A 12,888-nucleotide genomic window follows, 5' to 3' on the forward strand; every position below is an offset into this window, starting at 1 on the left:
CAGACGGGCCAACGTTAGCTCGTTGGTCCGCCACCCTCCTTACCGCCACCTTGGTTGCCGCCACCCTGGCAAGGGTTAGTGGACCGACGGGTCCTCTTCTTCCAGAAATGTTCTGATCCCCTCGCGTGCGACCGTCGCCAGAAACTCGTCAAACGCCTCGCGATCGGTGGCAAAAGGCTCTTCCCATTCGATGAGGTCCTCGTGCTGGGTCACGACTTCCATTTTCCAGTCGCCATTCGTGCCTGCCGGGCGGAAGATGTCGACGAGCACCGTCACGCCATCATCGGTAAACTCACCAGCAAGGTCGGAATGCTCCAGCTTCGGCTTCTTCGCCATTCTCAAATCCGGTCCGTGATTTCGACGAGCAGTTTAAGCGGCAATGATGACACGCCTCGTAGCCATGGTGCATAGCGTAAGCAACAGAGAAAGACCCAAAGTCGAAGTTTACGAGAAGTTCCACAGAAGAAAATGCGTCATTCGACTGGTAGCGAAGCCCGTTTTCAACCCATCTTCGGGATCACGCCAAGCCGTGTCGATGCTACGTGACGCCGCCCTTTTTTCGAGCGTCTTCAATGTTGACGCAACGCCGAGCGCCAGCGTCCGTTGTCGCCATAGCAGGGCAAGCTCTCTTCCGGTCTGAATTGGCGTTGGCTCCAATTCCTTGGCCTCACTTCCTACTCGCTATACCTCACCCAGAGCGTCGTAACGGGCGCCGTGTTTCGCGTGGGCAAAATCATATCCCCATCGGGGGGCCGGAACGGAATTGTTCTGGTGGATACTATCGATTGCGGCTTCTGTGCCGACCGCGGCGGCTTTTTGGTGGACTATAGAAACGCCCAGTTTACGATTGTCATCATCGTTCGGAGCAAACCGTGGCGCGCTAGTGCAGAGGCGACACGTTGAAATTCAGTCCGCACCGGAGCAATGAAAAATAAGGAACCGAGCCGCGCCTGCTGGCGATCGCAAGCGCCTGTCAGCGGGCGACCCGCCGACCCATTTGCCGAAAGACTTTTGCTCGTCGCGACTCGCTCGCAAGCAACACCATCGCGATCCCAGTCATTTCCAGAATCCAATTCCATTTGAAGCCTAGAAAATGGCTACTGATGAAGCGGTCAAAATGATGAAAGGATGCGGCTCGAATTAGCACATACCCCAATACAAACGTTGAACCGACGAGCGCTAGCCAAGTCTGGATCGGGGATCTTCTGGCCCAGAAGAGAAAAACCGGTACGGTGGCCGCGCACATGACGGCTACACCGATAATAAAATCGACTTGCATTGCCCGGCGTTGCTCATACCACCCGCCAGAGAAAGCGACCATGCGGCCCAGTTCCGTCATCGCAGACTGGAGATCAAGCTGCTTGTTTATGCCGAGAAGGAAAAACACTACGGAGATGGTACGCCAGATATAGCCGTCGGATCGTTCGTTCCAATATTGCCGAGCGACGACCCTGGTCGTCTTCCAGCAGCTCGCACAGGCCAGCAGGTACAGGATGACGGTAATCCATCCCCCGATTGTAGGGTCACCAATGCCCGGTTCCCAATTGAAATCGTGCGCCACTCTCGATCCTCAAGATGCTGGCCCTCAAGATGCAAGCCAAGCGCCTCTTCAAGTGCAATCCTTGCGGTTCGCGCTCTCGTCGCCAAGTTCGTCTTTGGACGTAGTTCAACCATTGTAGGAACTGAGCTGGCCTCAGCGTGGACGGCACAACGCGGAGCATCGGGACAGGTCGTTCCGCGAAGACGCCAATCGACCGGTGGGAACCGTTGTTTCAGCGCCCTTTGATGCGGTCGCGGCCGATTCCGACCCGGCGCGGCCTTGACTTTGCAAACGTTCGTCGTCCACCCTCAGCAGAGGCCAATTCAAGGGAGAGGGCTGGTGGCAGAACTTTCGGTCTGTATTTTATGGAATTCCCGCGAAGATATTGCCGACGAAGTTAAGGGCACTACACCAAAGGCGGCCCTAGGTTCAAGAACTGGCAGGATGTCGAGTATGCCCGAATGTGGCTTGACAAGGCGCTCGCGATGGATCCGCAGTTCGCCCCGGTATAAGCAGTGAACCTTGGCGCGCTCGTTAAATTTTACTCGGTTTTCTCCGGTGGGCGCCTCACGATCGGAGCAAAACCCAAAATGCTGTATTGGCCACGTTTCAGATGGCGTAAAGGAACGATAGCAATTGGCGATCGCGTCTCGATGCGCTACGGCGTCGTGATTGACGCCCAGAGCGGACGCGTCGAGATCGGCAACAATGTTTCGCTCAACGACTTTGCGGTACTGCTCGGCCACGGGGGTATCCGCATCGGGAATGGCGTACGGATCGCTGCTCAAACCGCGATTGTTTCTTTCGAGCATGGTTTCGACGATCCGGTTGCCCCCATAAAGGACCAACCGCTACGGAAAGCACCGGTCGTGATTGAGGACGACGTCTGGATCGGAGCCGGCGCTAAGATTTTGGCCGGCGCTCATATCGGTCGCGGTTGCGTGATCGGAGCTAATAGCGTCGTCAAGGGAACCACGGTTCCTGGCGGCATCTATGTCGGCGCGCCGGCTCGGCTGGTCAGACTCCGTGGACGTTGAAGTGCTAGATCCCTCGAGAAGGCCAAAGTGCCAGTTTCGTAGACTGAGCGACGTGCGGGTCGGCGGTAAAGACCGGGAGCCTCTGCTCACGGAATATCTGAAGCGCTTGCAGGTCGGTTTCTTGATGCATGCGAGAAAGATTTAGCGAATTGTATTGGTGGCCCTTCGAGAGCGGATCGATGCCGGTGAGAATCACATTCGCCGCGCCACTTGCGAGTGCCAAAGCCGCACCAACGATGCCGTTTGACCACTTGGCCTCGCCCTCCAATTCCAGATTCAGTCTTCCTGTCATCCGATGCATCAGGGCGATGCGCTCATGACGGCTTATCAGCATCAATTCGTTATAACGGTAGTCGAATGTATCAAGTCCTCTCACGAGCCGATCGAGCTCATGCCGCCAATTGAGAACGCAAAGTAGTCCTGTTTTCTTATGTTGGAGCACTTTGCGAACCTCGACCGCGGCCGCATTGAGCCCTTCAATCTGATTGAACTGCATCAATGTCGCGTCAGGCGGCTGGGTTAACCAACCCTGGGCCGCCACCTGGGAGGCATTTATCGTCAGTACGCGAAATGAATCGTTCCAGCCCTGAGGCCTCGTGGAAAAGGGTGCGGAGCCAGCGACCACGACGGTTTTTCCGAGAAAGAGGCGCTCCAACTTTGGAACTCGCGGAGCAGCCAACCGATACCTTAGCCAGCGATTTAAATAGCGCTTAGCGCCTATCAGCTCTTCGAAGTACGACATGCTCTGCTGTCCCCTCCTCGGCGCGTTTCCCGGTCTACTAAAATTCGACGATGATCACGATCGCGAAATACAATGCCGTCGCAAGAAGAAGCAGTAGATCCCGCCTCAGCGCACTGCCTCCGTCCTGCACTCGATGCGATGCTAGTGGCGGGTTGGATATTGCGCAAGAAGCTGCCCTCACAAATGCGGCGGCGGCAGAGTTTCCATAGACTCCGCTGGCCAATATCGCGGTTTCTTCATCCACTCGGGCGAGAGCGCGACCTTTCCGTCGACGAGTTCTGCCCGCCATGATCGCAAGGCTTTTTTAATGACCGCCTTGAGAATGAGGCGTAGAATATCGCGTTGGACCAGATGCACGGCACGGTCCGATCAAGAGTCTAGCGCTCTTGTCGTTATGGGGAACGCCACCATGCAATTCCCTACATTCACACTGGACAATGGAGAGGCTGAAGTCCTCGCGTCCGTCATCCAAGCCTGGTGCCGAACAAACCAAATAGACCCGGAAAGTGAGTGCGCTCGGGCAGTAATCGCCACGGCGCTTGACCTGATCGAAGCCGGCTTCCGGACGCGTGAGGGCCTATCGATCGCGCTTGCCAATGCGTTAGCGCCCGATGCCTTGAACATCAGTGGCGAGTAAGACGGAGTGAGCGTATATTGATCGGGCTGCCCGTCGCAGGTCAAGCGTACACCTTCCTCGAGCAACTTGGCGTGTGACCCTGAGGAATGGACCAGGCCCTGTGAACCAGTCTCAGGGCCCCGCTAATGGGACCGACTTCTTTTCTCGATGTCTCAAAAGGGGAACCTTGCAGCCTGCGGTAGCCGAACTGCGAGGTTCCCTTTGGTTCGAACCGACGCGATCCCCCTCAACCGGCCCGAGCCACCGGGAGCACCCTGGCAACGGAAATATAGGTGAACGATGCAAGGTCGGCATTGGACCTTGGTCGCGCCGAGTTTACGACTTTTGGCCACCGCTATTCGGTCGGAACAAGCGGCAGCGCGTCAAGTCCGTTGATCATAATCTCGAAGAATTTCGCAATGAAGCGACCGGCTACAAAGGGTAGCTTTCCGGCTCGGTCAAACACAGAACTATCTGTAATAAAGATGGTAGCGGAGGACCGTTTTCACCCATCCCCCCAGTTCGTTATAGGACGGTTTACAGCATGAATGGTCCGCTTTCGGCCTTTTTCGTTGTTAATGTGCGACTTGGGAAGCTACCGACATAAATTCCTCGGAATTCGGTGCCTTGAATGTATGGAGCCCAGCCTCCAGAACTTCAGTGAAGCTCCAGCGTACGATGCCCTCCCGGTCGATTAGGAACTGACCGACAAGCTGCCCCTGGTCGGCAGTCATCATCTGCTGATCGGCTTCCGTAATCTGATATCCTTCCTTCTTGTTGAGAAACTCGTCCATTGCCATCACACCCATAGGCTCGGGCAACTCGCCCGGAAGATCGATCCGTATCGCCATGACCGTGGCGATCCCGACCTCGCGTAAGCCGAAGGCTTGGTGCGAAGCCCGTACCGGGTCGGAAGCAGCAAGAAGATCGGGTATCGGATGGTAACGGAAATAGAGCCGCGCGCGTTCGACCGGGGTGTTTACAACCGCCAGGGATTGGACGCCTTTCTCACGCAGCATCGGGTTGAGATGTGCCATGGCCGCGACATGGCGCCGGCAGAACGGACAATGCAGGCCCCGAAACAAACCGATCAACAATGGGCTGCGGCCACGAAAATCATCAAGTGCGATCTTCCCCTCGCGCGAGATCGCATCAAACACAACGTTCGGAGCCCGGTCGCCCGGTTGCAGCGGATGGTCGACATAGGCCGTGGACATGGACAACCTCCTCGCTCAGGGATCAGTCGAGATAAGGCGCCACGGCAAGTGCTTCGAGGTCGAGATTGAGCGTTGCAAGGCCTGACCTCTCGTCTTACCGCATAGCCAGGATCCGATCTGAGAATGGCCTCAAAGTGGCCCGCGGGCAAGCGGTAAACAGCGAATCGTGATCCATGCCATGGGACGACACGGCGGCGAGGCCGAATGGACTTCCAGACACGCGTCGTTCCCTTGCCGACCAGGCGTCACGTTATCTTCTCGCCTGCGAAGCCTTTGAGTCGACGCGAGAGCGGGTTGCCTCGACGCATTCCGGCGGCTGCTTGCCGAACATGGCCTGCCGCTCGCGATCCGCAGCGACGACGGCTTGCCTTTGTCCAGCCCAAACGGGCTCTACAATCTGTCGAAGCTGTCGGTCTGGTGGCTGCGCTCGGCATCACGCTGGAGCGCATCAGGCCGGGCCGTCCCCAACAAAACGGCCGGCATGAGCGCGCACCTGACGCTGAAGAAAGAGGCGACCAAGCCGTCTGGCAAAAACATTCTCCAGCAGCAGGCCCGCTTCGACGCTTTCGTCAGGGAATTCAATCAGGAGGGGCCGCACGAGGCGCTCAACATGGCCTGCCCGGCAGAGCGCTACGACGCTTCACCGCGCGCCTACCACGGCCTACCCGATCTCGACTACCCGTTCCACGACCAGACAGTCACCGTCACAACATGCGGACGCATCTGCTACAAGCGGAAGACGATCAATCTCAGTCTGGTCTTCGCCGGTCAGGCCGTCGGCGTCAAACAGGTCGAAGACCAGATCTGGCTTACAAGCTTTATGGATTACGATCTGGGATACTTCGATGATGAAACATGCAGGCTTGAACCTTTGCCGAACCCTTTCGGTCCAAAAGTGTTACCTATGTCTCAGGAATAAAACGTAACCCATGTGTCCAGAACGGACCGGGGACGTGTGGTAGCGGAGGAGGGATTTGAACCCCCGACACAAGGATTATGATTCCTCTGCTCTGACCTACTGAGCTACTCCGCCACTGATCAACGGTGCCGTTCGCAATGCGGTGGCCCGTGGGATGAGCGGCTTATAAGGTGCGCTTCGGCTTTGTGTCAAGCACATGATCGAGAAAATGCCACAGGCTTTTTCAGGCGGCGACGGAGCTGGCCAGCAGCGCCTTCAGCGAGGCTTCCGCTGCCGGTTCCCGCTCGGAGCGCTCGATAAAACCACCGCCGTAAACGCGGGCGTCGTCGCCGGGCGCTGAATAAAGCGCACAGGCCTGGCCCGGTGCAACTCCGGCTTCGCCGATCGCTAGATCGACATAGATGCCGCTCGCATCGGCGTGCAGGACGGCTGGTGTTGGGGCACGCGTCGAGCGGACCTTGGCAAAGCATGCGAAGCCTTCGTCCGAGGCAGCCTTAGCAAGCGGTTCGTCGCCGAGCCAGTTGACATCGCGCAGATAGACGCGGTGTGTCTCCAGCGCTTCCTTGGGCCCGACGATGACCCGGCGGGACCGGGCATCGAGGTAGACGACATAGAGCGGCTCACCCGTGGCGATGCCGATCCCGCGGCGCTGGCCGATGGTGTAGTGCAGGATGCCTTCATGCTGGCCCAGCACGCGGCCGTCGAGATGGACGATCTCGCCTGCAAGCGCCGAATTCGGCTTTAGCTTGTTGATGATGTCGGAATATTTGCCCTGCGGCACGAAACAGATGTCCTGGCTGTCAGCCTTCTTGGCGACCACAAGGCCCATCTGTTCAGCAAGCTTGCGGGTTTCGGCCTTGGGCAGGCCGCCAAGCGGGAAGCGCAGATAGTCGATCTGCTCCTGCGTGGTCGCGAACAGGAAGTAGCTCTGGTCGCGGTCGGCGTCAGCAGGACGATAAAGGGCGCGGCGGCCGGGATTGCCAGGCACCGGATTGGGCCGCGAGCGGATGTAGTGGCCCGTCGCCAGCGCGTCGGCGCCGAGTTCCTTCGCGGTCGCGAGCAGATCGGCAAACTTGACGGTCTGATTGCACGAGACGCAGGGGATCGGCGTCTCGCCCGCGACATAGCTTTCCATGAACGGATTGATCACCGTGTCACGAAACCGCTTCTCGTAATCCAGCACGTAGTGCGGGATGCCGAGCGTCTCGCAAACGCGACGGGCGTCGTCGATATCCTGGCCGGCACAGCAGGAACCGGCGCGGTGAACGGCCGCGCCGTGATCATAAAGCTGCAGCGTAATGCCGAGCACGTCGTAGCCTTGGCGTTTGAGAATGCCTGCGACCACGGAGCTATCAACGCCGCCGGACATGGCGACGACAACACGGGTATCTTCCGGCTTCTTGTCAAAATCCAGTGTGTTCACGGGTGGCTGCCAATTCTAAGCTTGCTGCGATCCGCCCATCAGAGCCGGCGGATTTCATGTCCGCGGGATCGGCCGCCGGACTTTCGTTGGCGAGGATATAGAAAGGATTGGGTTCCGGCGCAAGAGGCGGGGAATTTGCGGAGATCTCGGAGATAGATTTCAACCCTTGCGCAATTGTCTCACAGGATCCCGAACAGCCTCCAAGCCATCCCAGCCACCGCACATCCGAGCAGTGTGGGAATAACCGACATTCTAAGCCGAAAGATCGCAATGGCTGCGGCGACGCTGAGAACGAAGGACGGCAGGGCTAGCGACGACCAGACGGGCAGCTCGATCCATATGGGGCCGAACCGATGGATGCGCGCCTCGGTGAACAGGAAGTGCAGACCGAACCAGATGGCAAGGTTCAGTATGACGCCGACCACGGCAGCGGTGATGGCCGACATCGCGCTCGCGAGCGCCGCATTACCCCTGAGCTTTTCGATGAATGGCGCGCCGAGAAAGATCCACAGGAAGCACGGTACGAACGTCACCCACGTCGCGAGGATCGCAGCCAGCGTGGCTGCCGTGATCGGATCGAGACTGCCCGGATCGCGATAGGCGCCCATGAACCCGACGAACTGGAGCACCATGATCAGTGGTCCTGGCGTCGTCTCGGCCATACCCAGCCCGTCGAGCATCTCCGTCGGCCGCAGCCAGCCATAGTGCTGAACCGCCTCTTGCGCGACATAGGCAAGCACGGCGTAGGCGCCACCGAAGGTCACCACGGCCATCTTGCTGAAAAAGACGCCAATCTGCGTGAACACATCATCTCCGCCGCGGAAGGCATAAAGCAGCAGAAGCGGCCCGAGCCAAAGCGTGAGCAAGACAGCCGAGATATTCAGCGACCACACCAGGTTCGGCCGCGCATGGACCGGCGTTTCCCCGCCAAGAGCGGAGTCGGCGTCAGCCAGGACACGGCCGGAGGCTGCCTTGTGGCCATTGCCTGCCTGGAAAAGGCTCGAGCCGGATTTGGAACCCACGAAACCTATCATCGCCGCAGCCAGAATGATCAGCGGGAATGGGACATGAAGAACAAAGATCCCTATGAATGCGGCGGCGGCGATAGCGACCATGGCAGGATTCTTGAGCGCCCTGCCCCCGATCCGAATGACGGCTTGTACGACGACCGCAAGCACCGCGGCCTTGAGACCGAAGAACATGCCTTCGATGGCGTCGACGCTTCCAAACAGCACGTAGACGTAGCTGAGGGCCAGGATGGACAGGAAGCCGGGCAAAACGAACAGGATGCCGGCCACAAGCCCTCCTGCCGTCCTGTGCATAAGCCAGCCGATGTAGATGGCGAGTTGTTGCGCCTCGGGCCCAGGCAGCAGCATGCAGTAATTCAGGGCGTGCAGAAAGCGCTGTTCGCCGATCCACTTCTTTTCGTCGACGACGATCCTATGCATGACGGCGATTTGCCCGGCCGGGCCGCCGAAGCTCAGCGCCGCCACACGCAACCAGACGCGAAGCGCCTCGCCGAACGAGATGCCGTGGCTCGTGTTGTCCGCCGTACCCTCCGCGTGCGTTTCGGTGACAGGGTTGACCATCTCAGCTTCCCTTCTTCACGGAGGGCCAATTGTGGGTCTCTTCGGTCGCGTCCCGGCACCATCGATAGAAGGCATCGTACAAGGTCATGCCTGCCTCCAATTGCTCGAGGTCGTCGGCAAACATCCGTGAAAGCCCGAGTGAGGCTGCCAGCAATCCCGCCGCTTCGGGCGCGAGATCAAGCCTTGCGGTATCTGCAGCCCTGACGATTGTAGCAAGCCTAAGGAGCGGCCCGGATTGAAGGGCGAACTCCTCCACCATGATATCGAACGAGCATCGATCGCCACGGTGGCTCCAGAAGACGTCCTCGATATCGAATGGTGTTGCCCCAAACCGATCGGCGACCATCAGCACCTCCGCGGTGGGAACGAACAGGAAGGCGGCCAAGGGATCCACGAAGCGGCGGATCAACCAGGGGCACGCGATACGGTCGATCTTCGGGCGGGCACGCGTGACCCAAACCGTCCGCCCCCTCGCGTTGCGAGACGGCAGCTTATCCTCTGGCACCGCGAGACCGCCTGCCTTGATCCATGCCTCGAACCCACCTTCGAGTGTTTCGGCTTGCACCCCCATGACGCGAAGATGCGCGGCAACGCCGTGGCTAAGCTTGGCGCCATGGTGGCAGACGACGATGGCCGGGCTTTGAATTTCAGCGCCCCATTGGACCACATCCTTGAATGGCCTGCGGACTGATCCGGGGATGAGACGGGGATCGGCGGAAAAGTCCTCATCATTGCGCACATCGATCAAGACAGGCGCACCCGGCGTGCCGATGAGGCGGTTCAGTTTATCGCTCGAGATTTCGGTGAATGACGGCATCGCGCGTCCCTCCGTTTTAGCGGTTTCGTTGGACGCGACTCTTCGGCTGGCGCCTCGTGGGGTGATCGCGACCCCATGAGCCATATGATCCACGGTGGATGGGCTATGTCAACACTCCATCTGCTTGCGCTGCCGGACAACTGAGATGTAACGACTGAACCAGGGCGATGCCGCAGCAGCCTGAAGGGGTCTTCAGGTCGCCGTCAGATTTCAAAGGCAGAAAACCCATGGCGGGTTAGTTTGTGAAAGGTCGTTCGAATGGTCGACGTTGCCGGCTCAAGACCCGCGGCCCTGCGGGCAATCCCGAAAGGCGTCTGGGCTCTTGGCTTCGTCTCCCTGTTCATGGACATCTCCTCGGAGATGATCCACGCGCTGCTGCCGGTCTACATGGTTGCCGTCCTCGGCACCTCGGCATTTGCAGTCGGCCTGATCGAGGGTATTGCCGAGGCGACCGCCGCCATCACCAAGGTGTTTTCCGGAGCACTCAGCGATTGGCTTGGCAAGCGAAAGCTGCTGGTCGCCCTGGGCTACGGCATGGCTGCATTGACAAAGCCGGTGTTTCCCCTGGCGCCGTCGCTGGGCTGGCTGGTGGCGGCCCGCTTCATAGATCGCATCGGGAAAGGCATCAGGGGGGCGCCGCGCGACGCCCTGATCGCCGATATCAGCCCGAAGGAAATCCGCGGCGCAAGTTTCGGTCTGCGCCAGTCGCTCGACACGGTCGGCGCATTCCTTGGGCCAGCGCTGGCTCTTGTTTTGATGTGGTGGACCGCCGACCACTATTCGACAGTCTTCTGGATCGCGGTCATCCCTGCGTTCTGCTCCGTCGCGATCATCCTCTTTGTCGTTAAGGAACCGCCACATGCTGACCAGCGACGCGCCCGGCTGCCGCTCCGAGGCTCGGAACTCGTCCGGTTGCCTGCGATCTACTGGCTGGTCGTTGCCGTCTCCGCAGTCTTCACCCTCGCACGCTTCAGCGAAGCCTTCCTCATCCTCGACGCCCAACAGATGGGACTTCCCGTCATGTTCGTGCCGATCGTCCTGATCGTCATGAACATTGCCTATGGGTTTTCGGCTTACCCCGCGGGCGTCATGGCGGATCGTGTCGACCGAATAACACTGTTGATTGTCGGGCTAGTGCTTCTCGTTCTCGCCGACCTCAGCCTCGCGCTTCTTCCCGGGTTGGCGGGCCTCGGGATCGGGGTATTGCTGTGGGGTCTCCACATGGGATTTACGCAAGGGTTGTTAGCCACCCTCGTTGCGGATGCCGCACCCGCCGAGCTGCGCGGAACCGCTTTCGGCATCTTCAACCTGATTGCCGGTGTCGCGCTTCTCGCAGCGAGCGTGCTTGCCGGTGCGCTTTGGGATTGGGGCGGACACCAGATGACCTTCCTCGCCGGCGCGGCCTTCGCGCTGCTCGCCGGCCTTTCGCTGCTGCCGCTGAGGAAGCGACTAAGAAGTGCTTCCTAAAGCCAGAAGCTGGTGATCCGGCATATTGAATAAATGACGAACCTCACAACGAAAATCCGCGTGCCCGGTAGCGAACACGCGGATCGTTGATCAGCGACCACCGGTGATCCGGCCGGCAATCCTGAAGGAAAGCTTGCCCACGAAAATCGACAGGCAGAATGCGATCGGCCAGAAAGTGCAGAAGGCTTTCAGCCATTCGCGCAACCATTCGGCTGTCAGTCCACGTTTCAGGAAGCTAAACAATCCCGTCGTGCAAAAGGCCATCATGCAAGCGATCAGCAGTTGGGCGATCAGCAGGGTCTTTGTATCGGTCATTATTGTTCTCCACGCTGAGGTGGACTGCGCTAGAAGCCTTCTTCGAAGACACAGCACCGCCTCTTGATAAGGTCAGGTGCCGTGGGTTCGCTTCTGGCGTCTAATCCCCGCTGGTGCGAGGGCCGGAATAACCAGCCGGCCGATCATTTTTCGCCCCGCTCTGGTTATTGCGGCTTACAGAGTCTGTCAATCGACAGGGCCAAAGGAACAGCGAGCCGTCGCCTGCCTCGCAGCCCGCTCCTAGTCGAACTTCTCAGTCGTATCTGCCTTCCCCTTCACCCAATAGCCGGACGCCTTGATCCAGTGCAGCGGGTAGCTTCTTTCGGTCACGAGATACTCGCGGACGGCGCGCGTGACCGAAGCCTCTGCCGCGACCCAAGCAAACGTCCCGGGCTCGATGTCTATACTGCGCAAGATGTTCAGGAGCGGCCAGGCGTCCGTCGCATCCGAAAGGGGACGGTCCGCCCAATGCATATACAGGTCCGCCTTTGTTTCGAAGATCTGTCTCTCTGCCGGACCGGTCACCGCCGCGATCGCGGTGATCGTTGTATCGGCGTCGCTTTCCTCGATCCGACGTCCCATGGCTGGCAGGGCAGTTTCATCGCCGACCAGCAGCCACCGGGTCACACTTGCGGAGACCACCGCTGAGCCGCGCGGCCCACCGATTGAGAGCGTATCGCCCGCAGACGCATCGATCGCCCATTGGGTCACTGGACCCGCCTCATGCAAGGCAAAGTCGATGGTCAATGTGCGGGCATTGGTGTCGTACCGCCGTGGCGTGTAGTCGCGGCGCGCTTCGCCCTCGGCCGCGGGAACGAAAATCTTCACGTGGTCATCGGGCGCCAGGCTGACGAAGTGCGCAAGATCTTCACCCGTGAGGACGATGCGGCGCATGCACGGCGTGATGTCGGTGACTTCGGCGACCGTCAGAGAGCGGCGACGCAGTTCGTGACGAACCCGTTCGACCGGGGGAGCTGGCAGGCTGTGAGTTGGGTTTTGATTGTTATCCATTGTGTCCTTCAGAGGCTCTTCACCTCGATCCGCAGGACACAGTCGCGCAGATCGAAGCCGCAGAGCCGTTCGATCATACGCGTTGAGTGACGTTAACGCTTACGTGGCCAGGATATCCAGGCCATTGACGAACCTGATGTAGTCGACATCTCAAGGCTCTGCAACAACAGCCGCCAGCAAATGTCGATTGTTGCG

At 59.2% G+C, this 12,888-nt stretch carries 11 protein-coding genes, 1 tRNA gene and 1 pseudogene; 3 read left to right on the forward strand and 10 right to left on the reverse strand.

All coding sequences use genetic code 11. The annotated features are described in order from the left end of the window. Positions 1-75: 75 nt before the first annotated feature. Positions 76-336, reverse strand: coding sequence for a hypothetical protein (locus tag K9B32_RS14755; RefSeq protein WP_007802691.1), 261 nt, complete (start codon positions 334-336; stop codon positions 76-78). Positions 337-973: 637 nt separating this feature from the next. Then, entirely contained in the window at positions 974-1,561 is a 588-nt protein-coding gene (locus tag K9B32_RS14760; RefSeq protein ID WP_224563309.1) for a hypothetical protein, read from the reverse strand. A 632-nt stretch (positions 1,562-2,193) separates the two neighbouring features. Between K9B32_RS14760 and K9B32_RS14765 the strand changes: the two genes are divergently transcribed. Beyond that, entirely contained in the window at positions 2,194-2,577 is a 384-nt protein-coding gene (locus K9B32_RS14765; protein WP_224563311.1) for an acyltransferase, read from the forward strand. 4 nt (positions 2,578-2,581) lie between these two features. On the opposite strand, the gene K9B32_RS14770 is transcribed toward K9B32_RS14765, so the two are convergent. Beyond that, complete coding sequence (locus K9B32_RS14770; protein WP_224563313.1) at positions 2,582-3,319, reverse strand: membrane-anchored protein; 738 nt, start codon at positions 3,317-3,319, stop codon at positions 2,582-2,584. Between the two features lie 1,191 nt (positions 3,320-4,510). Next, positions 4,511-5,152, reverse strand: coding sequence for a peroxiredoxin-like family protein (locus K9B32_RS14775; RefSeq protein ID WP_224563314.1), 642 nt, complete (start codon positions 5,150-5,152; stop codon positions 4,511-4,513). A gap of 227 nt (positions 5,153-5,379) precedes the next feature. Between K9B32_RS14775 and K9B32_RS14780 the strand changes: the two are divergent. Further along, positions 5,380-6,071, forward strand: a pseudogene (locus tag K9B32_RS14780) (integrase core domain-containing protein); the annotation flags it as partial. 37 nt (positions 6,072-6,108) lie between these two features. On the opposite strand, the gene K9B32_RS14785 reads toward K9B32_RS14780, so the two are convergent. The 4 genes from K9B32_RS14785 to K9B32_RS14800 all read right to left on the reverse strand — a co-directional run bounded on the left by K9B32_RS14785 (position 6,109) and on the right by K9B32_RS14800 (position 9,900). Beyond that, positions 6,109-6,185: transfer RNA gene (locus K9B32_RS14785), tRNA-Met, on the reverse strand. 109 nt (positions 6,186-6,294) lie between these two features. Further along, positions 6,295-7,494: a tRNA 2-thiouridine(34) synthase MnmA gene (mnmA, locus tag K9B32_RS14790; RefSeq protein WP_224563316.1), complete on the reverse strand. Its 1,200-nt coding sequence runs from the start codon at positions 7,492-7,494 to the stop codon at positions 6,295-6,297. A gap of 179 nt (positions 7,495-7,673) precedes the next feature. After that, positions 7,674-9,083 (reverse strand): chromate efflux transporter, encoded by a 1,410-nt coding sequence (gene chrA, locus K9B32_RS14795; RefSeq protein ID WP_224563318.1) that lies wholly within the window; start codon positions 9,081-9,083, stop codon positions 7,674-7,676. A 1-nt stretch (position 9,084) separates the two neighbouring features. After that, positions 9,085-9,900: a chromate resistance protein ChrB domain-containing protein gene (locus K9B32_RS14800; protein WP_224563320.1), complete on the reverse strand. Its 816-nt coding sequence runs from the start codon at positions 9,898-9,900 to the stop codon at positions 9,085-9,087. 258 nt (positions 9,901-10,158) lie between these two features. Between K9B32_RS14800 and K9B32_RS14805 the strand changes: the two genes are divergently transcribed. Beyond that, positions 10,159-11,367, forward strand: a complete 1,209-nt coding sequence (locus K9B32_RS14805; protein WP_224563322.1) for an MFS transporter — start codon at positions 10,159-10,161, stop codon at positions 11,365-11,367. A 90-nt stretch (positions 11,368-11,457) separates the two neighbouring features. Here the strand turns inward: K9B32_RS14805 and K9B32_RS14810 are convergent, their stop codons facing one another. After that, complete coding sequence (locus K9B32_RS14810) at positions 11,458-11,682, reverse strand: DUF2798 domain-containing protein (protein WP_224563323.1); 225 nt, start codon at positions 11,680-11,682, stop codon at positions 11,458-11,460. Positions 11,683-11,922: 240 nt separating this feature from the next. Further along, on the reverse strand, positions 11,923-12,693 hold the full coding sequence (locus K9B32_RS14815) for a siderophore-interacting protein (RefSeq protein WP_224563324.1): 771 nt from the start codon (positions 12,691-12,693) through the stop codon (positions 11,923-11,925). Positions 12,694-12,888 lie beyond the last annotated feature (195 nt).

This window comes from Rhizobium sp. 3T7, assembly GCF_020166565.1.
Lineage (GTDB): Bacteria > Pseudomonadota > Alphaproteobacteria > Rhizobiales > Rhizobiaceae > Rhizobium.